This is a genomic window from Microbacterium sp. NPDC089321 (genome assembly GCF_040684935.1).
GTDB lineage: Bacteria > Actinomycetota > Actinomycetes > Actinomycetales > Microbacteriaceae > Microbacterium.
The window spans coordinates 29,060-52,199 of the sequence record NZ_JBFBGX010000002.1; the positions used below are offsets into that span (position 1 = coordinate 29,060).

Genomic DNA, 23,140 nt, shown 5'->3' on the forward strand with positions numbered 1-23,140 from the left:
TGGGGCAGAGTGGATGCATGACCTCTGCCACCTCGACCGATGTTCGGGATGCCGCGCTCGCCGCGCTGCGTGATCTGGTCGGGCGACCGGATGCCGTGTTCCACGACGGGCAGTTCGAGGCGATCGAGGCGCTTGTCGCCGGCCGCCGTCGGGCGCTCGTCGTGCAGCGCACCGGATGGGGCAAGTCGGCGGTGTACTTCGTCGCGACTCTGCTGCTGCGCCGGCAGGGCGCGGGGCCGACGGTGCTGGTCTCTCCGCTGCTCGCTCTCATGCGCGACCAGATCGCCGCGGCCGAGCGTGCCGGTGTGCGCGCCGTCGCCATCAACTCGACCAACGCCCACGAGTGGGCCGACGTGATCGCGCGGCTCGACCGAGACGAGGTCGATGTGCTGCTCGTCTCTCCGGAACGGCTCAACAACCCTGCTTTCCGTGAGAACCAGCTGCCCGCGCTGGTGCGCCGTATCGGCATGCTCGTGGTCGACGAGGCGCACTGCATCAGCGACTGGGGCCATGACTTCCGGCCGGATTACCGCCGGCTGCGCGAGCTGATCGCCGAGATGCCGGCCGGCGTGCCCGTGCTCGCGACCACGGCTACCGCCAACAGCCGGGTCGTCGCCGATGTGGCCGAGCAGCTGGGCGGAACGGGCACGACGGCGGATGCCGACGATCCGGATGCCGGAGTGCTGACCATCCGCGGGCCGCTGGCCAGGGCATCCCTTCGCCTGGGGGTGCTGCAGCTGCCGGGTTCCGCGCAGCGGCTCGCCTGGCTGCTGAGCCACCTGAACGACCTGCCCGGCTCGGGCATCATCTACGCGCTCACCGTATCGGCGGCCGTCGACACAGCCAGGCTGCTGCGCGAGCACGGACATGAGGTGCGCGCCTACACCGGCCAGACCGATGCCGAGGAGCGCGAGGAGTCGGAGGGCATGCTCAAGCGCAATGAGGTCAAGGCGCTCGTCGCGACCAGCGCGCTCGGCATGGGGTTCGACAAGCCCGACCTCGGCTTCGTCGTGCACCTCGGCGCGCCGTCGTCGCCTGTCGCGTACTACCAGCAGGTCGGTCGTGCCGGGCGAGCCAGCGACAGCGCCGACGTGCTGCTGCTGCCGGGGCCTGAGGATCGTGACATCTGGCACTACTTCGCCACGGCATCGATGCCCGACCGCGAGCGGGCGGAGCGCGTCATCGCGGCGCTGGGCGATCAGCCGCTCTCGACGCCAGCGCTCGAGGCGATCGTCGACATCCGCCGCACCCCGCTCGAACTGCTGCTGAAGGTGCTCGACGTCGACGGCGCCGTGCGCCGCGTGCAGGGCGGATGGGTCGCCACCGGTGAACCGTGGGCGTACGACGCCGAGCGCTACGAGAGGATCGCCGCTGAGCGCGTCGCCGAGCAGCAGCACATGCTCGACTATCAGCAGACCGGCGGCTGCCGCATGGAGTTCCTGCAGCGTTCGCTCGACGACGCGACCGCGGCCCCGTGCGGGCGGTGCGACAACTGTGCCGGCGTCTGGTTCCCGACCGAGATCGGCTCGGATGCCGGCGCGGCGGCGTCGGGCGCACTCGACCGTGTCGGCGTGCCGATCGAGGCGCGCAGGCAGTGGCCGACGGGCGGTGACCGCGTCGGCGTGCCCGTGAAGGGGCGGATCGCCGCCGATGAGCAGGCAGGGGAGGGGCGGGCGCTGGCACGGCTCACCGATCTCGGCTGGGGAGGCACGCTGCGGCAGATCTTCGCCGCCGGTGCGCCGGATGCCGAGGTCACGCCTCAGGTGCTCGATGCGTGCGTGCGGGTGCTCGCAGGGTGGGGCTGGGAGCGCCGGCCGGTCGCGGTCGTCGCGATGCCGTCGTGCTCGAAGCCGCTGCTGGTCGACTCTCTGGCCCGCGGCATCGCCGGCATCGGTCGGCTGCCGTACATCGGCTCGCTCGCCTTCGCGAACGGCGGACCGAGCGGTGGGCCGGGCGGCAACAGCGTGTTCCGCCTCGGCGGTCTCTGGGACCGCTTCACCGTCGAAGGGCTGTCGATTCCGGAGGGGCCGGTGCTGCTCGTCGACGATCAGGCCGACAGTCGGTGGACCCTCACGGTGGCCGCCCGCGAGCTGCGCCGCGCCGGCGCGACCGAGGTGCTGCCGTTCGTGCTGGCGCTGCGGGGCTGAGGCGGACGCACTGAGACAGCAGCAGCATGTGGCGCAAGCACGCCGGCGCGCAGGATTCCGAGTCGCCCCGAAAGGGGTCTTGACCGGGGGAAATGCCTGCATCGATGTCGGTGGTGCTCGCCAGGATGGAGGTATGAACAGCCCCGCCGACGCTCTCGCCCAGGTCGCCGCCGACCTGCGCGAACTGCTGGGCGGTGATGCTCTCGCGGGGCTGTCTGACGCGGAGCGCGCTGAGGTGCTCGTCGGGCTCGGCGAGGTGTCGCGGCTGACGGACGCCGGCGTCGTCGAGGCCGTAGCCACGGCAGATGCCGAGTTCGGGCATCGGTTCGGATGCCGCGGCATGAACGAGATGCTTCGCCGTACTGTCCTCGTCGACGCGTCCGCAGCGGCCCGGATCATGCGCGCGGCCGAGGCCGTGCAGCGCGACACGAGCCTCGTCTCGGGTGAGCGTTTGCCCGCCCGCTGGCCCTGCATGCGCGAGGCTCTGCTCGACGGAGCGGTCGGTGTCGCCGGCCTGCTCGCGGCGGTCACCCCGCCAGAGCGCGCCCGTGACCGCATCACGGCCGAGCAGCGGATGTGGGCGGACGAGAACCTGGCGGCGTTCGCGCGGCGACGCGCTTCCGGATTCCGATGAAGACGGTCGCGGTCAGGCACCGCGGGCATCGGCGGATGACCTCAAGCAGTTCGCTTCCGCCCTCGCGATCGCACTCGACCCCGACGGCGCGGAGCCGTCAGATGAGCAGGCTCAGGCACGCCGATCCATCACAGTCGGGCGGCTGCGCGGCGGCGTCCACCCTGTGAGCGGAAATCTCACCCCCGAGGTCGCTGCCCAGTGGAAGCTCATCGAAGACGCGTACGACAATCCGAAGGTGGGCGGCGCGCCCGATGCCGGGGTCCGATTCACTCTCGATCTCGCCGATGCCGATGCCGATGCCGAAGCCCAGGACGGCGATGCGTTCAACAGCGACCCGCGAAACGTGATCGATCCGCGCACCTCGGCGCAGAAGCGACACGATGCGCTCGCCGCGGCGCTGGGTATCGCTGCCCGACACCGCGATATGCCGTCGCTCGGCGGTGCGGCCCCGACGCTGGTCGTGCATGTCGACGCTTCCGACCTCGCCGCCGGCACGGGCTGGGCGACGCTGCCCGGCGCCGAGGCAGCCGTCCCGTTGCACGTCGCGACTCACACCGCATGCGTGGGAGCAGTTCAGCGAGTTCTCTTCGACGAGGGCCGCATCGTCGGCATCACGACCACCGACCGGGTCTTCACTGTGCACCAGAGACGGGCGATCGTGGCACGGGACAAGGAGTGCCTGATCCCCGGATGCCACGTTCCGGCGACGTGGTGCGAGATCCACCATGTGACCGAGCACGCCCGAGGCGGCCCCACCCACACCGACAACGGCGTGCCGCTCTGCTGGTGGCATCACCGATCTCTCGGCCAGTCGGGGTGGGAGATCCGGATGAACGACGGCCTGCCGCAGATCCGCGGCCCGGCCTGGTGGGACAGGGAGCAGAGATGGCGCACGCCGCGGCTCTCCGGTCTCGAGCGGAAGCCGAAGCCGAAGCGAGAACGCACCGCGGTGCCGCAGGTGTAGCCGGCATGACCCGCGCAGGGGTGTTCACGACGTGCCGCAGAAACTGACCGGCCGACCGTCGATGCAGATCGCGACGATCATCCAGTAACAGCGTCCTCCGCGAATGCCGTTTCCAGTCAGATCACTCGGTTCGTCGTCACCGAGCGACCCCGGAACTCCGCGACCACGTCGCCGACCTCATCGCGCACCGTCACGTCGTACAGGCCGCTGCGGCCGTCGACTGCCCGCCGCACGGCTGTCGCGCGCAGCGTCTGACCGGCCGTCGTCGATCTCAGGAACGTGATGTCGGCGCCCGCGGCGACCGTCACCCGCTCGTCGTCGTTGCAGGCGATGGCGAAGGCTGTGTCGGCGAGCGCGAACACCAGCCCGCCGTGCGTGATCGCGAAGCCGTTGAGCATGTCATCGCGCACGAGCATCGACACGACGGCGCGACCCGGCTCGTCGACCTTGACGACCATGCCGAGCATCGCCGACGCCGCATCGCGCCGCATCATCTCCCTCATGCCGCGACGGGCTCCTTGCGCACCAGCGTCAGCACGTCGTAGGTCGCGACGATGTCGTCGTTCTGGTTGCGGATGACCGCATCCCAGCGCACCTCACCGTACTCGTCGGTCTCGCGCGGGGTGATCTGCTTGGCCGTCAGCTGCACCCGGATGCTGTCGCCCGGCGACACCGGTGTGATGAAGCGCAGGTTCTCGAGTCCGTAGTTCGCGAGCACGGGACCAGGTTCCGGGTCGACGAAGAGCCCCGCCGCCCACGACACGAGCAGGTAGCCGTGCGCCACGCGACCGGGGAAGAACGGGTTGGCGGCCGCCGACTCCTCGTCCATGTGCGCGTAGAACGTGTCGCCCGTGAAGTGCGCGAACGTCTCGATGTCGTCGAGCGTCACCTCCCTCGCCGCCGAGGCGACCTGGTCGCCGACGCGCAGCTCGGCGAGCGACTTGCGGAACGGATGCCGGCCATCGGCGTTCGCAGTCGCCCCCGCGTGCCACACGCCGGTCAGCGCCGTGAGCATCTCTGGAGAGCCCTGCACGGCCGTGCGCTGCATGTGATGAAGCACCGCGCGGATGCCCCCGAGCTCCTCGCCGCCGCCGGCGCGGCCGGGCCCGCCGTGCACGAGCCCCGGCAGGGGGGACCCGTGGCCGGTCGACGAGCGGGCGTCGTCGCGGTCGAGCAGCAGCATCCGCCCGTTGAAGGGGGCGATGCGCGTCGCGAGCTCGACGGCCTGAGCCGGGTCGTGCGTGGCGATGCTCGTGACCAGCGATCCGCCGCCACGGGCGACGAGAGCCGCGGCCTCGGCGGTCGTGGAGTACGTGAGCAGCGACGAGACCGGCCCGAACGCCTCGACGTCGTGCACGGCCTCGGCCGCCGCATCGTCGAAGCGCAGCAGCAGCGGCGCGATGAAGGCGCCGTCGGGGGCGTCCCCGGTCGTGCCGTCCGCGAGACGCACCGATGGGGCGTCGGTGGATCCGACGACGACCCGGCCGCCGGCATCCTGCAGCTTCTGCACCTGCCGCAGCACCTCGTCGCGCTGGGCGGTCGATGCGAGGGGACCCATCGTGACGCCTTCGGCGCGGGGGTCGCCGAGCACGGTCTTCTCGGCGATGCGCTGCTGCACTGCGGCGACGACGGCGTCGGCGGTGCCCGCGGGAACGATCGCCCTGCGGATCGCCGTGCACTTCTGCCCGGCTTTCGTGGTCATCTCGACCACGAGCTGGCGCACATAGGCGTCGAACTCCGGGGTGCCGGCCACGGCATCCGTGCCGAGCACCGATGCGTTGATCGAGTCGGTCTCGGCGGTGAAGCGCACACCCCCGGTCTGCACTGCCGGGTGCTGGCGCAGCTTCTCGGCGGTCGACGCGCTGCCCGTGAAGCCGACGAGATCGCCGAGGCGCAGATGGTCGAACAGAGTCGGCACGCTGCCGCTCACCAGCTGCAGCGAACCATCGGGAAGCAGCCCCGACTCGACGAGGATGCGCACCATCGCCTCGGCGAGGTACCCGGTGGGCGTCGCCGGCTTCACGAGCGTCGGCATGCCGGCGAGGAACGCGGGCGCGAGCTTCTCGAGCGAGCCCCACACCGGGAAGTTGAACGCGTTGATCTGCACGGCGACGCCTGGGAGGGTCGTGTACACGTGCCGTCCGAGGAAGCTGCCGTCCTTCGACAGCGGCTCGACGGGTCCGTCGACGTGCACGCGGCTGTTCGGCAGCTCGCGCCTGCCCTTGCCCGAGTACGAGAACAGCACGCCGATGCCGCCGTCGATGTCGACCCAGGAGTCGGCCTTCGTGGCTCCCGTGCGAGCCGACAGCGCGTACAGCTCGTCCTTGCGCTCGGTGAGCGCGAGAGCGAGCTGCTTGAGCAGCAGCGCCCGCTGGTGGAACGTCAGCTCGGCGAGCGAGGCGTGGCCTGTGGTGCGGGCGTACTCCAGGGCCGCCCCGAGATCCAGTCCCTCGGTCGACACCCGCGTGATGACCTCGCCGGTCGACGCATCGCGCACCACGGCCGCGTCGTCTCCCTCGGATGGCGTCCACCACTCGCCCTGAACCCAGCTCGGCAGGAAATCGGTCATCTCTCCTCGTTCCACACGTAGAAGCCCTCGCCGCTCTTGCGGCCCAGCTTTCCGGCATCCACCATCCGTCGCAGCAGCTCCGGCGGCTCGAAGCGCGGCCCCAGCTCACGGGCGAGCTCCTCGGCGATGCCGAGACGCACGTCGAGTCCGACGACGTCGGTCGTGCGCAGCGGCCCCATCGGATGCCGGTAGCCGAGCTCCATGGCCGCGTCGATGTCGGCGGCGTCGCCGACACCCTCCTCGAGCATCCGGATCGCCTCCAGCCCCAGCAGCACCCCGAGCCTGCTCGACGCGAAACCGGGGGAGTCGCGGATCACGACCGGGGTCTTGCGCAGGGTCGCCACCCATTCGCGGGCGGCGTCGACGACGGAGCGCTCGGTGCGGGATCCGACCACCAGCTCGACCAGTGTCGACGCGGGGACCGGGTTGAAGAAGTGCAGCCCGAGGAAGCGCTCCGGCCGGGTGAGGGTTGCCGCCAGCTCGTCGATCGAGATCGACGAGCTGTTCGTGGCGAGCACGGCGTCGCGGGCGACGAGCTGCTCGATGCGGGTGAGGGCCTCGGCCTTCAGCTCGCGGTCCTCCGGCACTGCCTCGATCACCAGACCGGCGGTCGCGAACGTGGCGGGGTCGGTGCTCACCGCGAACGACTCGATCGCGTGCCCGGGATCGGGCAGATCGCCGCGGTCCACCGACCTGCGGATGCTCGCGAGCACGCGTGCACGAGCGGCATCCGCCGAGGCGTCGTCGCGCTCGACGAGGCGCACGCGCGCTCCCGCCAGCAGAAACGCGTGCGCTATGCCGGCGCCCATGCGGCCGCCGCCGAGCACTCCCACGGTTCCGGGCACGCTCATCGGTCCTCCTCGGTCGGTGACGGTGATGCCGCCCGCGGCGGCGAGCCGGCGCGCCTCGCCCGGCGCTCGAGGAACTCCGTCATGCGGCGGTGCTTCTCGTCGCTCTCGAACAGCTCGGCCTGCAGCTCGCGTTCGATGTCGGGATGCTCGTGCCGCGGCGCGCGCAGCGCCCGCTTGGTGTGCCGGGTGGCCAGCGGGTCGTTCGCGGCGATGCGGTCGGCCATCGCATGCGCCGCGTCCAGCAGCTCGTCGGCGGGGTGGATGCTCGAGATCAGGCCCCAGGCGAGAGCATCGTCGGCGTCGAGGATGCGACCGGTGAGCAGCAGATCGCTCGCGCGGGCGTGGCCGATGATCTCGGGCAGCCGCCAGGTGGCGCCCGCTGCGGCGATGATGCCGAGACCCGTCTCGGGGTTGCCGATCTTCAGCGTCGGGGAGCCGATGCGCAGGTCGGCGGCGTACGCGAGCTCGGCGCCGCCGCCCAGGGCGTAGCCGCTGATCGCGGCGATCACCGGCATCGGCAGCTCGGCGATGCGGATGAAGGCCGTGGCGTTGATCGCACGTCTCGCGTCCGGTGCGCGGCGGTCGCGCAGCTGCGCGATGTCGGCGCCGGCGGCGAACACCTCGTCGTCGCCGGTGATGATCAGGGTGCGCGGCTCGGTCTCCAGCTCGGAGCAGAGGGCGTGCAGCGCGTCGATCATCTCCTGATCGATGGCGTTGCGCTTCTCGGGCCGGTTCAGCGTCGCCATGACCCGGTCGGCACGGCTCTCGACGAGCAGGGGAGCGCCGGTCACGACACGCGCTCCACGATCATCGCGGTGCCCTGGCCGACGCCCACGCACATCGTCGCGAGGCCGTACTGCACGTTCTCGCGCTCCATCCGCCCGAGCAGGGTGACCAGCAGGCGCGAGCCGCTGGAGCCGAGCGGATGCCCGAGGGCGATCGCCCCGCCGTCGGCGTTGACGATCTCGGGGTCGAGTCCGAGGCGGCGGATGCAGGCGAGCGACTGCGAGGCGAAAGCCTCGTTGAGCTCGACGGCGCCGATGTCGGCGATGCTCAGCCCGGCCTTCTGCAGAGCCTTCTCGGTGGCGGGGACGGGACCGAGCCCCATGATCTCGGGCGCCAGCGCGGCGGTGGCCGACGCGACGATGCGCGCGCGTGGTCGCAACCGGTGCCGCTGCACGGCATCCTCACCCGCCACGACGATGGCCGATGCGCCGTCGTTGAGCGAACTGGCGTTGCCGGCGGTCACGACCTCGCCGCCCGCGACCACGGGGCGCAGTGCTGCGAGGGCCTCGAGCGAGGTCTCCCGCCTGGGCCCTTCATCGGTGTCGACCATGCCGCGGCCGGTGTCGACGGCGACGATCTCGGGCGCCAGGCGCCCGGCGTCGATCGCCGCGAGGGCGCTCTGGTGGCTGCGGAGGGCGAAGGCATCGGCATCCGCCCTGCTGATCCCGTCGACGCGCGCGACCTCCTCTGCGGTCTCGGGCATCGAGAAGGTCGCCTTGTCGCGCGCGAGCAGGCGCGGGTTGGCGAAGCGCCAGCCGATCGAGGTGTCATACGCCTCACCCGGCTTTCCCCAGGCGCGCGCGGGCTTCGCCTGCACCCAGGGCGCGCGGGTCATCGATTCGACGCCACCGGCGATCATCACCTCGGCATCGCCCGCGCGGATCGCCTGCGACGCGATCGCGATCGCCGTCATTCCCGAGGCGCAGAGCCGGTTCACCGTCAGACCCGGGATGCTGTCGGGCAGCCCCGCGAGCAGCACCGCCATCCTGGCGACGTTGCGGTTGTCCTCTCCCGCCTGGTTCGCGGCTCCGAGGATGACCTCGTCGATGGCATCGGCAGGCACTCCCGCCCGCGAGACGACGGAGCCGACCACGAGAGCGGCGAGGTCATCCGGCCGCACTGAGGCGAGGGCGCCGCCGTACCGGCCGACCGGGGTGCGCACGCCGTCGACGAGGAACGCGTCGGTCATCAGATCCTCCCGAAGGCCCGCAGCGGATGCTCGATCAGCTCGACCACTCGCCGCAGGAACCCGGCCGCGTAGCCGCCGTCGCAGACGCGGTGGTCGAACACCAGGGAGAGCTGGGTCACGCGCCGGACGACGATCCGCCCGTCGACCACCCACGGCCGCTCGATCATGCGGCCGATGCCGAGAATCGCGACCTCGGGGTGATTGATGATCGCCGCCGAGCCGTCGACCCCGAGGCTGCCGTAGTTGTTGAGGGTGAAGGTCGACCCGCGCAGGCGCTCGGCCGGCATCCGGCCCTCTTTCGCGGTCGCCGCGAGCTCGCGCAGCTGCGCGTCGAGCTCGTCGATGGTCAGCTCGTGGGCCCGGGGGAGCACCGGCACCACGAGGCCGCGCTCGGTGTCGGCGGCGACGCCGAGGTTCACCCCGTCGAAGGAGATGATCTCGGACGCGTCGTCGCTGAGCCGCGACGCGAGCAGCGGGTACTCGCCGAGCGCCATCAGGGTGAAGCGCGCGACGAGCGCGGTGAGCGACGGCGCCCTGCCGCCTTCGGGTGCCATGCGCGAGCGCGCCTCCCAGAGCTCGGTCGCATCGACGTCGACCCACACCGTCGCCTCGGGGATCTCGGCGCGGCTGCGGCTCAGCGTCGCGCCGATGGCCTTGCGCATCGGCGAGAGCCTGTCGCGGGATGCCACGGCGAGTCCGTCGACGGTCTCGCCGGAGGCTGTGGACGCCGGGGTTCCGGTTCCGGATGCCGGCGGCTGCACTCCTTCGAGCGCGTTCGCCGCGCGCAGGACATCGGCGCGGGTGACCGCGCCGTCGGCTCCCGTCGCCTCGATGCTGCGTACGTCGACACCGAGGTCGCGCGCCAGCCGTCGCACGATGGGCGAGCGCACGGCGACCGTGCGCGGCGCCTGGGCCTCGGACTCGGGTCGCTGCTGGGTCTCGCCGACAGCACCGGATGCCGTCGACTGCACCGCGTGGTCGCGCGGCGACGTGGTGCCCTCGGCGGCATGCGGGGCACTCGGCGAGGTGCGCGCGGCCGTCGCACCGGATGCCCTGGCGCGGCGGCGACCCGATGATGCGCGCTCGGTGGTGCCGTAGCCGATCAGCACGTTGCCCGAGCCCGCGCGCTCCTCCGACCGGTACGCCTCTTTCTCGGAGTCGTCCGCCGCCTGCGCCGAGGCCGGGGGAGCGGCATCCGGAGCGGCGTCCGCGACCTCCAGCACCGGGGCGCCGACAGCGATCACATCCCCTGCCTCACCGTGCAGAGCGGTGATCACGCCGGCGAACGGAGAGGGCAGCTCGACCACGCTCTTCGCGGTCTCGACCTCGGCGATCACCTGGTCGGTGGTGATCGTGTCCCCCACCTTCACAAGCCACTGCACGAGCCCGGCCTCGGTGAGGCCCTCGCCCAGATCCGGCAGCCGGAACACCTGCGCCGTAGCGGTCGTCATCGCGTCGTCTCCTCGTCGTCGGGGTAGAGCGAGTCGATGGCATCCAGCACCCGATCCGCGTCGGGCAGATACCAGTGCTCGAGCTTCGGCGGCGCGAAGGGCGTGTCGAAACCGGTCACCCGGCGCACCGGGGCCTCGAGGTACGCGAAGCAGCGCTCGAAGACGCGCGCCTGGATCTCGCTCGCGACGCTGGCGTAGCCGGGCGCCTCTGCGACGACCACCGCGCGGCCCGTGGCCCGCACCGCCGCCGTCACCGTCTCGTCGTCGAAGGGCGAGAGCGAGCGCACGTCGATCACCTGCACGCTGCGGCCCTCCTCCGCGGCGATCTCGGCGGCCTCGAGGGCGACCGGCACCATGGCGGCGTAGGCGAGAACGGTCACGTCGGTGCCGTCGCGGGCGATCCGGGCGGTGCCGAGCTCGGTGGCGATCGACGTGTCGACCTCGCCCTTCGACCAGTACAGCTTCTTCGGCTCGAGGAAGATCACCGGGTCGGGTGAGGCGATCGCCGCGCGCAGCATCGAGTAGGCGTCCTGCGGCGTCGAAGGTGAGACGACCGTGAGCCCCGGGGTGTGCGCGTAGTAGGCCTCGGACGAATCGCAGTGGTGCTCGACGCCGCCGATGCCGCCGCCGAACGGGATGCGGATGACCAGCGGCATCCGCATCCTTCCGCGCGTGCGGTTGCCGAACTTCGCGACCTGGCTGACCACCTGCTCGAACGCCGGCAGGGCGAACGCGTCGAACTGCATCTCGACCACAGGCCGCATGCCGTTCATCGCCATGCCCACCGCGGTGCCGACGATTCCCGCCTCGGCGAGAGGGGTGTCGAAGCAGCGATCCTCGCCGAAGCGCTCGGCGAGTCCGTCGGTGATGCGGAAGACGCCGCCCAGGGCGCCGACGTCCTCGCCGTAGACCACGACAGCCGGGTCGTCCTGGATCGCGTCGGCGAGAGCCCGGTTGAGCGCCGCGGCCATGGTCATCGTGCCGACGACATGGGGTGCGGCGGACATCTGATGAAGGTCGTGAGCGAGGGTCATGAGCGTTCTCCCGTCTCGGTCAGAGCATCGCGTTCCAGCTCGCTCTGCAGCATCCGCCACTGCTCCTCCAGCTGCGGCGACCGCTCGGCAGTGACGAAGCGGAACAGGTCCTCGGGATCGAGTTCGGCATCGGCATTCAGCGCCGCGCGCAGCTCGGCGGCGACATCCTCCGCGCCCTCCGCTATGCGCTGCTCGTCTTCGTCCGACAGCGCGCCCTGCGCGACGAGGTGCGTGCGCAGCCGCGTCAGCGGATCGCGCTCGACCCAGGCCTGCACCTCGGCGCGCTCGCGGTAGCGGGTGTCGTCGTCGGCGTTGGTGTGCGCCTGCATCCGGTAGGTGTGGGCCTCGACGAGCGAGGGGCCGCCGCCTGAACGGGCGCGCTCGACGGCCTCGCCGAGCACGGCGAGCACGGCCGCCACGTCATTGCCGTCGACCCGCTGGCCGGGCATCCCGTATCCGATCGCCTTGTGCGCGAGCGAGGGCGCGGCGCTCTGTCGCGACAGCGGCACCGAGATCGCGAACTCGTTGTTCTGCACGAAGAACACCACGGGTACGTGGAACACCGCGGCGAAGTTCATCGCCTCGTGGAAATCGCCCTCGCTGGTCGCTCCGTCGCCGCACAGCGCGAGCACGACGGTGTCCTCGCCGCGGCGCCTGGCCGCCTGCGCGAAGCCGACGGCGTGCAGCAGCTGCGTCGCCAGCGGAGTCGCCTGGGGTGCGACGCGGTGCTCCGCCGGGTCGTATCCGCCGTGCCAGTCGCCCTTGAGCAGCACCATGGCGTCGGCAGGCGAGACGCCGCGTCCGATCACCGCGACCGAGTCGCGATACGTGGGGAAGAGCCAGTCCGTCTCGTCGAGCACGAGTGCCGCGGCGACCTGACAGGCCTCCTGCCCATGCGAAGACGGGTAGACCGCGAGTCGCCCCTGGCGCACCAGCGCGCTGGCCTGATCGTTGATGCGTCGACCCTCGACGAGGGCCCGATAGGCGGTGCGCAGCCGATCGAGGTCCGGCGCCCGGTAGCGCGCGTCGACGATGCCTTCGCCGTTCTGGTCGATCAGACAGACGGGGGTGTCGCGGGGGAGCAGGTCGTCATGCGTCATCCGGTTCGCCTTCCTTGCCGAACGTGGTGCCCTCAGCATGCCTCTGGTTCTGCAGTCGTCCAACCGATCCAGCGGATTCCTGAACGAATGGTCGGCTATTGCGAAGCTCGCGATCAAAGTGTCAGGATGCACTGACGGAACGAGCGCTCTGACACGACGGAGGGATGCCATGGCCGAGCTGGACGCCACGGACCACGCGATCCTCGCCGAGCTGCGCCGCGACGCTCGCGCATCGATGACGCATATCGCCGAGAGCGTGCACATCTCGCGCGCCGGTGCGCACGCCCGCATCAAACGACTCACCGAGACGGGGGTCATCTCGGGCTACACGGTGCGCACCGACCCCGTGCAGCTGGGGCATCACGCCTCCGCGTACGTCATGCTCGCGATCGAGCAGGCGAGCTGGCAGGAGGTGCAGGCGCGCCTGCGCGCGATCCCCGAGGTCGAGCACATGGCGCTCGTCGGCGGGGACTTCGATGTCATCCTGCTCGTCCGCGCCAGCGACGCGCGCGACCTGCGACGCATCGTGCTCGAGGACATCCAGGCGATCCCGTCGATCCGCTCGACGCGGACGACCCTGATCTTCGAGGACTTCAGCCGCGAATGACGGTCACGCCAGCGTCAGCGTGAAGCCGTCTTCGGCGGCGGTGACGCTCACCTGGGTGAGGTCGGCGACGGAGTAGGTGGCGCCGTGCGAAGCCGCGTGGGCGCCGACGCCGATGACGCGCATCCCCGCGGCGAGCCCAGCCTGGACTCCCGCCTCGGAATCCTCGAACACGACGCAGTCGGCCGGATCTATGCCCAGCGTCGAGGCCGCCGTCAGGAACCCCTCCGGGTGGGGCTTGGAGTCGGTGACGCTCTCGGCCGTGATCGTCAGAGCGGGCACAGTGAGCCCGGCGGCCTGCATCCGTGCCGTCATCAGCGGCACGTTCGCGGAGGTGACGATCGCGTGGGGCAGCTCGCGCAGCGCGTCGAGGAAGGCCGCGGCTCCCGTGATCTCGACCACGCCCTCGACGTCTCCGCTCTCTCGCGCCAGCATCTCGTCGTTCTCGCGCAGGTTGATGGCGTGGTCGCGGTCGGGGAGCATGATCGCCATGCTCTGATGCCCCTGGCGCCCGTGCACGACACTCAGCACCTGCGCAGGATCCAGGCCGTGCGGCTTCGCCCACTCGAGCCACAGCCGCTCGACGACGGCGGTGGAGTCGACCAGCGTGCCGTCCATGTCGAGCAGCACGGCGCGGGCGTGAAGGGTGTGGGGCATGAGGCCAGGCTATCCGTGGATCCCCGGCCGGCGGTCACCCTCGTCTTAGAGTTGGCGTGGAGCGGCCGCTGAGGGCGGTCGAACGCGAATGCGAGAGCTGAGAGTCCGCGCCGCGACGGCGCTGCAGGTCGTCAGGCGCCTCGCGCGATCCGGCGAGTCGATCGAGACCGCCGCGCTGATCGCCGGCGCTGCGGCGTTCATCGTCGGATTCCCGATCTCGTGGCTGCTCTTCGCCGGATCGCAGCTGTCGATCACCGGACCGGGGTCGATCGGCTGGTACGCAGCCGTGGGCGGCGCGGTGGTCGCGGGTCTGGCTTTCGCTCTCGGGCGGCTCGCGGTGCGCCCGGACGGAGGCAGCCGCGACCAGCCGCGCGACGGCTTCGTCGGCCCGCCCGACAGGCTGCGCTGGTACGACCTGTTCGCGATCGGGGCCGCCTACGCCTCGATCGCGCTGCTCGGGTGGCTCGGCATCGCGCAGCTGCTCGAGCTCAGCTTCATCGGCGCCCCCGTCTACGCCTTCCCGGGCGCGATCCTCGTCGGCGTCGCCTTCGCGCTCACGGCATATGTGGCCTTCCTCGGGGCGCTGAGGCTGACGCCGATGTCGCTGTCGATGGACCTCGCGATCTTCCTCGTCGTCGGGGCGTTCTCGGCGATGCTCACCTCGAGCGATCCCCAGTGGTGGCAGAACAACCTCTCGGCGCTCGGGCAGAGCAGCAACAGCGCGGCGCCCGCGTTCAACGTCACCCTGATCCTGTCGGGCACGATCGTCACGACCATCGCCCGCTACGCCACCGCCGGGCTGCCCTTCGGCTCGCCCGCAGAGCGCCGCTCGCGCAGGCTCACGCGCGGCGGACTCGTGACCGTCGGCGTCTTCCTCGCGCTCGTGGGCGTGTTCCCCGTCGACCGGTTCTTCGTCCTGCACAACACGGTCGCGACCGGCATGGCCGTCGTGTACGCGCTGCTCGTGTGCGCGCTGCCGAAGCTGCTGCCAGGACTGCCGAAGGTGTTCTACGCCCTCGGGTACATCTACGTCGGAGTGGTCGCACTGCTGGGCGTGTTCTTCGCCACCGGCTACTACAACCTCACGGCCGTCGAGCTGATCGCGGGCGTGCTGATCTTCAGCTGGATCATCGTGTTCCTGCGCACGGTGAGCGTCGCGGTCGCGCCGTCGGGCGCGGTCGGCGAGACCTCGCCTCGGGATGCCGTGGCCTGACGCCCCGCCGGCGACGGCGGCTCACGACACCAGCGCGACCACCGCGATCGCCCCGATCACGATGATCAGGGCCCGCAGCAGCCAGCCGGGCAGTCGACGGCCGATCATCGCTCCCAGACCTGAGCCGGCCAGCGATCCGACGGCGATCGTCGCGATCGCGACCCACGGCAGCGGACCCGCGAAGATGAAGATCACGCTCGCCACAGCCCCCGCGACCGTCTGCAGCACGTTCTTCATGGCGTTCACGCGCTGCAGATCCTCTCCGGTGGTGAGCTCGAGGAAGCCCACGATCAGCACGCCCTGCGCCGCACCGAAGTAGCCGCCGTAGACGCCGGTGCCGAAGATGAGGGGGAACTGCAGCCAGCTGGGCCACAGACCGCCCTGTCGCGACACGGCGGAGCGGCGGTTCATCACCGGCTGGATCCCGACGAGCACGCAGCCGACCACGATCAGCACGGGCGCGACGACGCGGAAGACCTCGGCCGGCAGCACGAGCAGTGCCAGAGCACCGATGACAGCGCCGATCGCGGTGAGCAGCATCAGCGACATCAGCGGGCGCCAGTGCCCTCGCAGCTCCCGGCGATATCCCACGACCCCGCCGATGTTGCCGATCGCCAGGCCGACCGTGTTGGCCATGTTCGCTGCGACAGGAGGCAGCCCCAGTGCCAGCAGGGTGGGGAAGACGATCAGGCTCCCCGACCCGACCACGGTGTTGATCACGCCGGCCCCGAGGGCGGCGAGGGCCAGCAGGGCCAATTCGAGAAGGGAGAAATCGGTGATCATCTGTTCAGCTCGTTCGTTAAGAATCGGGTTTCATGACTCAGAGACAGTCTGGCCGATTCTGCATGCCGGAATCGTCCTCTCGCTCCGAACCCCACCCTTTAGCCTGAATGAGGCGGATCCGCCCCCCCTCAATCACCGCAGCGCCTGACCCGATGGCGCTCGAGCATCACGCAAGGACGCACATGGACGATGTCGTGACACACCGCGACGACTGGAAGGCACGTGAAGAGCTGGCAGAGCGGATGATCCCGCTCATCGGCGGACTCAATCGGGAGCGCGATGTCGTGACATCGCTGCACGGGCACCGGCTGCTCGGTCTCTCGACCACCGGCATCCTCGAGGTGCACGAGCGCGTCGCTCAGCTCGGCCACCAGCAGATCGCCCTCACCGACACGCTCGCCGTGCTCGAGGCTCTTCGCGATCTGGCGCCCGGCGCCTCGTCTCTCGACGTCGCCCGTCTCATCGAGGGCCACGCCGAGAGCGACGACGACCTCGCCGCCTACCTGCAGAACACGCTCGCTCCCGCCCTCGGCGCCGAGCTGTCCGAGCCCGTCGATGTGGTGCTGTACGGCTTCGGCCGCATCGGCCGCCTGCTCGCGCGCATCATCATCGCCCACACCGGCGGCGGCAGCGGTCTGCGCCTGCGTGCCATCGTCGTGCGCCGCGGCTCCGATAACGACATCGTCAAGCGCGCCTCGCTGCTGCTGCGCGACTCGGTGCATGGCCGCTTCGCCGGCACGGTCACGGTCGATGAAGAGAACTCGCAGATCATCGCCAACGGCAACCGCATCCAGATGATCTACTCCGACGACCCTGCCACCGTCGACTACACCGCCTACGGCATCCACGACGCGATCATCGTCGACAACACCGGCCGCTGGCGAGACGAAGAGGGCCTCAGCCGCCACCTGCAGGCGAAGGGCGCCGCCCGCGTGCTGCTCACCGCCCCGGGCAAGGGCGAGCTGAAGAACATCGTGCACGGCATCAACGACTGCACCATCGAGCCGAGCGACCGCATCCTGTCGGCCGCATCCTGCACGACCAACGCGATCACCCCTGTGCTCGCCGCGATCGACGAGGCCTACGGGATCGTCCGCGGTCACGTCGAGACCGTGCACTCGTTCACGAACGATCAGAACCTGATCGACAACTTCCACAAGGGCGACCGGCGCGGTCGTTCGGCGGTGCTGAACATGGTCATCACCGAGACCGGTGCCGCGAAGGCCGTCTCCCGAGCACTGCCGCAGCTGGCGGGCAAGCTCACCGGCTCCGCGATCCGCGTGCCGACGCCCGATGTGTCGCTGGCCGTGCTGCACCTCTCGCTCGAGAACCCCGCCACGAAGGACGAGCTCAACGACTACCTGCGTCGCGCCTCGCTGCACTCGAAGCTGCGTCAGCAGATCGACTACGTCGAGAGCCCCGAGGTCGTCTCGACCGACTTCGTCGGCTCGCACCGTGCGGGCATCGTCGACGGTCTCGCGACCATCGCGAACGACAAGGACGTGGTGCTCTACGTCTGGTACGACAACGAGTACGGCTACTCGTGCCAGGTCGTGCGCGTGCTCGAGGTCATGGCGGGAACGCATCCGGTCGTGCTGCCCGCACGACGCGAGGTCACGCTGCACGCCTGATCGCACTGGCGACGGACGGAGGCCGCGGGCGATCATGGAGACATGGATCCCCGCGGCCTTCTCGCTGCCCGCCTGAGCTCGCACCGGCTGACCGCGCCTGCGGCGACGATCGTCGACGCCGCGCGGCACATGCTCACCGTGCAGAGCCAGGACCTCCTGGCGGGCCGGTGGGCGCTGGGCGTGCGCACCAGGAATTCGCCGACTCTGGATGCCGTGGACGCGGCCTTCGCGCGGGGAGAGCTGGTTCGAGCGTGGACGCAGCGCGGCACCCTGCACATCAGCCCCTCCCGCGATCTCGCGTGGGTGCTCTCGGTGACGGCCGATCGTCAGCGGCAGCAGGCGGCCGGCCGGCACCGGGCGCTGGGGATCGACGCAGGGATGCTCGACGCCGCGTGGAAGGCCATCGGCCCGTCCGTGCGCGACGGCGGTTGCACGAGAGCCGAGATCTTCGCCCTTCTGCAGTCGGCGGGCATCGACCCCGCGGGGCAACGGGGCATCCATCTTCTCTTCGCGCTCACCGTCGCCGGACTCATCTGCCAGGGCCCGATCGAGGCAGGGCGGTCGTCCGGGGGGAGAGGGCCGATCGTGCGCGAGCAGCGGTTCGTCGCCGTCGACGGCTGGATCGCCGCGTCGGCGCGACCCGACGATCCGCTCGCCGAGCTGTTCGTGCGCTACATCGACGGTCATGGACCGGCCGGCGTGCGAGATTTCGCGTGGTGGTCGGGCCTGACCCTCGGGGCGGCGCGCGATGCGGTCGGACGCGCGGCAGGCCGTGTCCGCGAGGTCGATGAGGGCCTGTTCGCCGCGCTGCGCGCACCTCGGCGCAGCCTCGACGAGTCGACCTCGTTCGCGCTGCCAGCGTTCGACGAGTACTACATCTCGTACGCCGACCGCACGCCGGTGTGCGACGCCGATCGGCTCGACACCGTGGGACCGGGGAAGAACGGCATGGTCCGTCCGACGCTCGTCGAGCGGGGACGCGTGGTCGGGGTCTGGTCGCACGCCGACGCCACCCGCGGTGCGCCGGCCGAGCTGTTCGCTCCGGATGCCGACGCCGCGGCAGCGGCATCCGCCCTCGCGCGATTCGCCCGCTTCGTCGGCGACTGAGCCGTCGCCGAGTCGTCACGCGCCCGTCAGCCCTGTCGGAGTTCTCGGACCGGATGCCCTGTCCGCGGCGTGCCGCGCCGAGACACGCCGTCGTCTGCACGGCTCGTCCGGCATCTCCGACGTCGCGCACGGCCCTTGGCATGATGGACGGGTGCCGAGCTACTTCCTGCGCCTGTCCGAGACCTCGTTCGAACCCACCGAGCACGTCGGCGGGGCCTGGAATCCCGCCGAGCAGCACGTCGCTCCCGTGCTCGGCCTGCTCGCGCATCTGGTCGAGGCCGAGCACGGCAGACGCCGGCCGGAGGCGCCCCTGGCGCTCGCCAGAGCGAACTTCGACATACTCGGGGTCATCCCCATGGACGCGTTCGATATCGACGTGCGCGTGCTGCGGCCCGGGCGCACGATCGAGCTGGTCGAGGCGACTCTGACGCACGGCGGTCGTGCAGCGCTCGTCCTCCGCGCCTGGATGCTGCAGCAGGGCGACACCTCGGCGCTCTCAGGCAGTCCTCTGCCGCACATGCCGGCGCGCGAGACGCTGCCGGAGTGGTCGCCGGCAGACGTCTGGCCCGGCGGCGCGATCCGCTCGATCGACGCCAGGCGCGAGCACATCGCATCCGGGCGCGCTCGCTGCTGGATCCGCCCGCGGCATCCGCTTCTCGCCGATGAACCGGTCTCGAACAGAGCCCGGATGCTGGGCATGACCGACTTCGCGAACGGCATCGCCACGCGCGTCGCGCCCGAGGCCGCGCTCTACCCGAATGTCGATCTGACGGCCAGCATCTTCCGCGAGCCCTCCGGAGAGTGGTTCGGCCTCGACACCTCGGTGTCGTTCGGCTCCGACGGCACCGGGCTCACCGAATCGGTGCTCAGCGACGCGAGCGGACCGCTCGGCACCGTGTCGCAGACGCTCACGGTGCGCCCGCGGGCGGTCTGATCGCGCTCAGCGGCGCGTCACTCGCCGGCGTGGCTGTCGAGGAACGCGTACACCTCGCTGTCATCGACGCCGGGGAAGGCACCGCGGGGCAGCGGACGGAACATGTGCGTGTGCACGCGCGCACTCGGCCAGGCGCGCCCCTCCCACCTCTGGCTGACAGAGGCTGAGGCGCGGCGGCAGCACGACTCGTCGGGGCAGGTCGACTGCGCACGGTTCTGCGTCTCGCGACCGCGCCACCAGCGCGCATCGTCGAACGGCACGCCGACCGTGACCGAGAAGCCCCCATCGGTCGATGAGCCGGTCTGCGTGGCGCACCAGAACGTGCCCGACGGGGTGTCGGTGTACTGGTAGTGCTCGGTGGTGCGGTTGCGCTGCTCGAAGGCGGCGCGGGCGCCGAACCGCCGGCACGCGGGCTGGCCCTCGACAGCGCCCGTGACGTCCATGGGCAGCGGCAGGTCGTCGTTCTCGTAGACCCGGGTGATCGCGCCGGTCTCATCGACGCGCAGGAAGTGCAGCCGCATGTCGAGGTGATGGGTCATCAGGTTGGTCATGCGCATACCGGCCGCTTCGTGCGTGACGCCGAACGCATCGCGGAAGTCCTCGACGGCCAGATTGCGATCCTTCTTCGCCTGCTGCAGGAACGCGACGCCGGCCGTCTCGGGGATGAGGCAGCACGCGGCGAAGTAGTTGATCTCCAGGCGCTGCTGCAGGAAGTCGGCGTAGTCCGTCGGCGGGGTGTGGCCGAGGATCCGGTGCGCCATCGCCTGCAGGGCCATGGATCGCAGTCCGTGGCCGCCAGGGATGGACGCCGGGGGAAGGTAGATGCGGCCGTGCTCGAGGTCGGTGATCGAGCGCGTCGAGTGCGGCAGGTCGTCGGCGTAGATCAGCTCGAAGCCGAGCTTGGCGGCCATCAGCGTCACCGTGCGGTGCGTCAGCGCGCCCGACACGTGGCCGGCGGCCTTGAGATGCTTCTCTGCGAGCGCCTCGATCTCGGGCAGGTAGTTGTCGCGCGCCCGGGCCGTGAGGCGCATCTCGGTGTTGGCGCGGCGAGCCTCCTCCGGAGTCGCGATCGCCTCCGTCTCGCGGCGGTGCAGCTCGCGGTGCAGCCCGAGGATCGCCTCGATGGTCTCGTCGCTCATGGTCTTCGAGACGCGGACACCCGCGATGCCGAGCTGACGGAAGATGGGGCTCGACTGCGCCCGCTCCAGCTCGATCTCGAGGGCCGCACGGCGGTTCGGCGGCTCTCCTGAGATCAGGTCGGCGACGTCGGTGCCACACGCCTCGGCGATGGCCTGCAGCAGCGACAGCTTGGGCTCGCGCTTGCCGTTCTCGATGAGGCTCAGCTGCGAACCGGCGATGCCGACTCTCGCGCCCAGCTCGTCGAGCGTGAGGTTCCTCGCCGTGCGGTGATGCCGGATGCGATGCCCGAGAGTGCTGAGTTCAAGTCCGCTGGTGGCCATTCCTTGATCATATCCGAAACTTTGCATCTTCTTTCAAGCACATCGGGCCGCAAACAGCGCGAAACCTCGCGGAAGATAGAGATACCGCAATGCTTGAAGGAGCTCCCACATGGCACTCGCCGAGACGTTCGACCCGCAGACCGCATCCGCCGCATCGGCGCGGAGCTACGGGGACGTGCCTGCGTACGACACTCCGGCGATGGCCGAGCTGCGCGCGTGGGTCGACGGCATCGCCGCGCTCACCCAGCCCGCACGCGTGCACTGGATCGACGGCTCGCGCGCCGAGAACGACGCCCTGCTGCACGAGCTCGTCGACGAGGGCAAGCTCATCAAGCTCAACCCCGAGTGGCGCCCCGGTTCGTACCTCGCCCGCTCGCACCCCAGCGACGTGGCCCGCACCGAGGGGCGCACGTTCATCGCATCCGAGAACGAGCGCGACGCCGGTCCGACCAACAACTGGGCCGATCCCGCCGCCATGCGCGAGACCCTGAACGGCCTATTCGAGGGCTCGATGCGCGGACGCACGATGTACGTCATCCCGTTCTCGATGGGACCCGTGGGCGGCAAGCTCTCGCACATCGGCGTCCAGGTCACCGACAGCGCCTACGCCGTGGCATCCATCGGCATCATGACCCGCGTGGGCGACGCGGTCACGCGCCAGATCGCCGACGGTGCTCCGTGGGTCAAGACCGTGCACTCGGTCGGCGCTCCGCTCGAGCCGGGCCAGCCCGATGTCGAGTGGCCGTGCAACGACGAGAAGTACATCGTGCACTTCCCCGAGACGCTCGAGGTGTACTCCTTCGGCTCCGGATACGGCGGCAACGCCATCCTCGCCAAGAAGTGCTTCGCCCTGCGCATCGCCTCGGTCATCGCGCGCGACGAGGGCTGGCTGGCAGAGCACATGCTGCTCATCCGCGTCACCGACCCCCAGGGCCGCGCGCACCACGTCGCCGCCGCCTTCCCCTCCGCCTGCGGCAAGACCAACCTCGCCATGCTGCGCCCGACCATTCCCGGCTGGAAGGTCGAGACGCTGGGCGACGACATCGTCTGGATCCGTCCGGGCGAAGACGGCCGCATGTACGCGATGAACCCCGAGGCCGGCTTCTTCGGCGTCGCGCCCGGCACCGGCGAGTCCACCAACGTGACGGCCGTCGAGACGCTGTGGGGGAACACGATCTTCACGAACGTCGCTCTGCGTCCGGACGGCGACGTGTGGTGGGAGGGCCTCACCGACACTCCGCCGGCCGAGCTCATCGACTGGCAGGGCAAGCCGTGGACTCCCCAGTCCGAGGGCCCGGCCGCGCACCCCAACTCGCGGTTCACGGTCTCGGCGGCGCAGTGCCCGCAGATCGCCGACGACTGGGAGAACCCCGAGGGCGTGCCGCTCGACGTCATCCTGTTCGGCGGTCGCCGTGCCAGCAACGTGCCGCTCGTCGTCGAGGCGACCGACTGGAGCCACGGCGTCTTCATCGGATCGACGATCTCGTCGGAGCGCACCGCGGCAGCCGAGGGCACGCTCGGAGAGCTGCGCCGCGACCCGTTCGCCATGCTGCCCTTCTGCGGCTACAACATGGGCGACTACTTCGCCCACTGGCTGAAGGTCGGCCGGGAGCTGCGCTTCGACCGCGCGCCGCGGATCTTCCAGGTGAACTGGTTCCGTCGTGGTGCGGACGGCCGCTTCCTGTGGCCCGGCTTCGGCGACAACTCGCGCGTGATCGACTGGATCATCCGTCGGATCTCGGGCGAGGTCGGAGCCGTCGACAGCCCGATCGGCCGTCTGCCGAAGCGAGAGGACCTCAATCTCGAGGGCCTGGATGTCACCGAGGCCGACCTCGATGAGCTGTTCGACGTCGACATCGACGCCTGGCTCGCCGAGGCTGACTCGACCGAGGAGTTCTACGCCATGTTCGGCGATGCGCTCCCCGCGGCGCTGCGCAGCGAGCTGGAGGCTCTGCGCTACCGGCTCAACGCCGCGCGCTGAGTGCTCGGGCTTCTTCGGTATCCTCGGGCGTGAGCTCAGAGGAGG

20 protein-coding genes are annotated in these 23,140 nt (G+C 70.6%); 9 read left to right on the forward strand and 11 right to left on the reverse strand.

The window, feature by feature from the left end; translation table 11 throughout:
- The first annotated feature begins 17 nt into the window (after window positions 1-17).
- The 3 genes from AB0N59_RS08160 (at window position 18) to AB0N59_RS08170 (ending at window position 3,745) form a co-directional block, all read left to right on the forward strand.
- The gene (locus AB0N59_RS08160) at window positions 18-2,147 is read left to right on the forward strand and encodes a DEAD/DEAH box helicase (RefSeq protein ID WP_363481358.1); all 2,130 of its coding nucleotides are present in this window, start codon (window positions 18-20) and stop codon (window positions 2,145-2,147) included.
- A gap of 133 nt (window positions 2,148-2,280) precedes the next feature.
- Window positions 2,281-2,781: a hypothetical protein gene (locus AB0N59_RS08165; RefSeq protein ID WP_363481361.1), complete on the forward strand. Its 501-nt coding sequence runs from the start codon at window positions 2,281-2,283 to the stop codon at window positions 2,779-2,781.
- The gene (locus AB0N59_RS08170; protein ID WP_363481364.1) at window positions 2,696-3,745 is read left to right on the forward strand and encodes a DUF222 domain-containing protein; all 1,050 of its coding nucleotides are present in this window, start codon (window positions 2,696-2,698) and stop codon (window positions 3,743-3,745) included. The genes AB0N59_RS08165 and AB0N59_RS08170 overlap by 86 nt, the downstream gene beginning before the upstream one ends.
- A gap of 116 nt (window positions 3,746-3,861) precedes the next feature.
- On the opposite strand, the gene paaI is transcribed toward AB0N59_RS08170, so the two are convergent.
- The 8 genes from paaI to pdhA are packed head-to-tail and all read right to left on the reverse strand — an operon-like array spanning window position 3,862 to window position 12,725.
- The gene (gene paaI / locus AB0N59_RS08175; RefSeq protein ID WP_363481367.1) at window positions 3,862-4,248 is read right to left on the reverse strand and encodes a hydroxyphenylacetyl-CoA thioesterase PaaI; all 387 of its coding nucleotides are present in this window, start codon (window positions 4,246-4,248) and stop codon (window positions 3,862-3,864) included.
- Window positions 4,245-6,314: a phenylacetic acid degradation bifunctional protein PaaZ gene (gene paaZ, locus AB0N59_RS08180; protein ID WP_363481370.1), complete on the reverse strand. Its 2,070-nt coding sequence runs from the start codon at window positions 6,312-6,314 to the stop codon at window positions 4,245-4,247. The genes paaI and paaZ overlap by 4 nt, the downstream gene beginning before the upstream one ends.
- Entirely contained in the window at window positions 6,311-7,165 is an 855-nt protein-coding gene (locus AB0N59_RS08185; protein WP_363481373.1) for a 3-hydroxyacyl-CoA dehydrogenase family protein, read from the reverse strand. The genes paaZ and AB0N59_RS08185 overlap by 4 nt, the downstream gene beginning before the upstream one ends.
- Complete coding sequence (locus AB0N59_RS08190; RefSeq protein ID WP_363481376.1) at window positions 7,162-7,956, reverse strand: enoyl-CoA hydratase/isomerase family protein; 795 nt, start codon at window positions 7,954-7,956, stop codon at window positions 7,162-7,164. Before AB0N59_RS08190 ends, AB0N59_RS08185 begins: the two co-directional genes overlap by 4 nt.
- Complete coding sequence (locus tag AB0N59_RS08195; RefSeq protein WP_363481379.1) at window positions 7,953-9,140, reverse strand: acetyl-CoA C-acyltransferase; 1,188 nt, start codon at window positions 9,138-9,140, stop codon at window positions 7,953-7,955. Before AB0N59_RS08195 ends, AB0N59_RS08190 begins: the two co-directional genes overlap by 4 nt.
- The gene (locus tag AB0N59_RS08200) at window positions 9,140-10,591 is read right to left on the reverse strand and encodes a dihydrolipoamide acetyltransferase family protein (protein WP_363481382.1); all 1,452 of its coding nucleotides are present in this window, start codon (window positions 10,589-10,591) and stop codon (window positions 9,140-9,142) included. Before AB0N59_RS08200 ends, AB0N59_RS08195 begins: the two co-directional genes overlap by 1 nt.
- Window positions 10,588-11,625, reverse strand: coding sequence for an alpha-ketoacid dehydrogenase subunit beta (locus tag AB0N59_RS08205; protein ID WP_363481385.1), 1,038 nt, complete (start codon window positions 11,623-11,625; stop codon window positions 10,588-10,590). Before AB0N59_RS08205 ends, AB0N59_RS08200 begins: the two co-directional genes overlap by 4 nt.
- Window positions 11,622-12,725 (reverse strand): pyruvate dehydrogenase (acetyl-transferring) E1 component subunit alpha, encoded by a 1,104-nt coding sequence (gene pdhA, locus AB0N59_RS08210; RefSeq protein ID WP_363481388.1) that lies wholly within the window; start codon window positions 12,723-12,725, stop codon window positions 11,622-11,624. The genes AB0N59_RS08205 and pdhA overlap by 4 nt, the downstream gene beginning before the upstream one ends.
- A gap of 169 nt (window positions 12,726-12,894) precedes the next feature.
- Between pdhA and AB0N59_RS08215 the strand changes: the two genes are divergently transcribed.
- Window positions 12,895-13,332, forward strand: a complete 438-nt coding sequence (locus AB0N59_RS08215) for an Lrp/AsnC family transcriptional regulator (protein WP_204975915.1) — start codon at window positions 12,895-12,897, stop codon at window positions 13,330-13,332.
- Between the two features lie 3 nt (window positions 13,333-13,335).
- On the opposite strand, the gene AB0N59_RS08220 is transcribed toward AB0N59_RS08215, so the two are convergent.
- Entirely contained in the window at window positions 13,336-13,986 is a 651-nt protein-coding gene (locus tag AB0N59_RS08220; RefSeq protein ID WP_363481392.1) for an HAD-IA family hydrolase, read from the reverse strand.
- Between the two features lie 88 nt (window positions 13,987-14,074).
- Between AB0N59_RS08220 and AB0N59_RS08225 the strand changes: the two genes are divergently transcribed.
- Window positions 14,075-15,199: a DUF998 domain-containing protein gene (locus AB0N59_RS08225; RefSeq protein WP_363481395.1), complete on the forward strand. Its 1,125-nt coding sequence runs from the start codon at window positions 14,075-14,077 to the stop codon at window positions 15,197-15,199.
- 21 nt (window positions 15,200-15,220) lie between these two features.
- Here AB0N59_RS08225 and AB0N59_RS08230 read toward each other — a convergent pair whose 3' ends face one another.
- Window positions 15,221-15,982, reverse strand: a complete 762-nt coding sequence (locus AB0N59_RS08230; protein WP_363481398.1) for a sulfite exporter TauE/SafE family protein — start codon at window positions 15,980-15,982, stop codon at window positions 15,221-15,223.
- Window positions 15,983-16,164: 182 nt separating this feature from the next.
- Between AB0N59_RS08230 and AB0N59_RS08235 the strand changes: the two genes are divergently transcribed.
- The 3 genes from AB0N59_RS08235 (at window position 16,165) to AB0N59_RS08245 (ending at window position 19,654) form a co-directional block, all read left to right on the forward strand.
- Window positions 16,165-17,613, forward strand: coding sequence for a glyceraldehyde-3-phosphate dehydrogenase (locus tag AB0N59_RS08235; protein WP_363481401.1), 1,449 nt, complete (start codon window positions 16,165-16,167; stop codon window positions 17,611-17,613).
- Window positions 17,614-17,655: 42 nt separating this feature from the next.
- Window positions 17,656-18,720, forward strand: coding sequence for a winged helix DNA-binding domain-containing protein (locus AB0N59_RS08240; protein ID WP_363481404.1), 1,065 nt, complete (start codon window positions 17,656-17,658; stop codon window positions 18,718-18,720).
- A gap of 151 nt (window positions 18,721-18,871) precedes the next feature.
- A complete protein-coding gene (locus AB0N59_RS08245; protein WP_363481407.1) occupies window positions 18,872-19,654 on the forward strand; it encodes a thioesterase family protein in 783 nt (260 codons plus the stop codon).
- Window positions 19,655-19,671: 17 nt separating this feature from the next.
- Here AB0N59_RS08245 and AB0N59_RS08250 read toward each other — a convergent pair whose 3' ends face one another.
- Entirely contained in the window at window positions 19,672-21,114 is a 1,443-nt protein-coding gene (locus AB0N59_RS08250) for a helix-turn-helix domain-containing protein (protein ID WP_363481410.1), read from the reverse strand.
- A 199-nt stretch (window positions 21,115-21,313) separates the two neighbouring features.
- Here AB0N59_RS08250 and AB0N59_RS08255 point away from each other — a divergent pair, with 199 nt between their 5' ends.
- Complete coding sequence (locus AB0N59_RS08255; RefSeq protein WP_363484137.1) at window positions 21,314-23,095, forward strand: phosphoenolpyruvate carboxykinase (GTP); 1,782 nt, start codon at window positions 21,314-21,316, stop codon at window positions 23,093-23,095.
- Window positions 23,096-23,140 lie beyond the last annotated feature (45 nt).

Coding starts and splice junctions, on each gene's coding strand:
- AB0N59_RS08160 (WP_363481358.1), top strand. CDS start 18: ATGACCTCTGCCACCTCGACCGATGTTCGGGATGCCGCGCTCGCCGCG.
- AB0N59_RS08165 (WP_363481361.1), top strand. CDS start 2,281: ATGAACAGCCCCGCCGACGCTCTCGCCCAGGTCGCCGCCGACCTGCGC.
- paaI (WP_363481367.1), bottom strand. CDS start 4,248: ATGAGGGAGATGATGCGGCGCGATGCGGCGTCGGCGATGCTCGGCATG.
- paaZ (WP_363481370.1), bottom strand. CDS start 6,314: ATGACCGATTTCCTGCCGAGCTGGGTTCAGGGCGAGTGGTGGACGCCA.
- AB0N59_RS08185 (WP_363481373.1), bottom strand. CDS start 7,165: ATGAGCGTGCCCGGAACCGTGGGAGTGCTCGGCGGCGGCCGCATGGGC.
- AB0N59_RS08195 (WP_363481379.1), bottom strand. CDS start 9,140: ATGACCGACGCGTTCCTCGTCGACGGCGTGCGCACCCCGGTCGGCCGG.
- AB0N59_RS08200 (WP_363481382.1), bottom strand. CDS start 10,591: ATGACGACCGCTACGGCGCAGGTGTTCCGGCTGCCGGATCTGGGCGAG.
- AB0N59_RS08205 (WP_363481385.1), bottom strand. CDS start 11,625: ATGACCCTCGCTCACGACCTTCATCAGATGTCCGCCGCACCCCATGTC.
- pdhA (WP_363481388.1), bottom strand. CDS start 12,725: ATGACGCATGACGACCTGCTCCCCCGCGACACCCCCGTCTGTCTGATC.
- AB0N59_RS08215 (WP_204975915.1), top strand. CDS start 12,895: ATGGCCGAGCTGGACGCCACGGACCACGCGATCCTCGCCGAGCTGCGC.
- AB0N59_RS08220 (WP_363481392.1), bottom strand. CDS start 13,986: ATGCCCCACACCCTTCACGCCCGCGCCGTGCTGCTCGACATGGACGGC.
- AB0N59_RS08225 (WP_363481395.1), top strand. CDS start 14,075: ATGCGAGAGCTGAGAGTCCGCGCCGCGACGGCGCTGCAGGTCGTCAGG.
- AB0N59_RS08230 (WP_363481398.1), bottom strand. CDS start 15,982: ATGATCACCGATTTCTCCCTTCTCGAATTGGCCCTGCTGGCCCTCGCC.
- AB0N59_RS08235 (WP_363481401.1), top strand. CDS start 16,165: ATGGACGATGTCGTGACACACCGCGACGACTGGAAGGCACGTGAAGAG.
- AB0N59_RS08240 (WP_363481404.1), top strand. CDS start 17,656: ATGGATCCCCGCGGCCTTCTCGCTGCCCGCCTGAGCTCGCACCGGCTG.
- AB0N59_RS08250 (WP_363481410.1), bottom strand. CDS start 21,114: ATGGCCACCAGCGGACTTGAACTCAGCACTCTCGGGCATCGCATCCGG.
- AB0N59_RS08255 (WP_363484137.1), top strand. CDS start 21,314: ATGGCCGAGCTGCGCGCGTGGGTCGACGGCATCGCCGCGCTCACCCAG.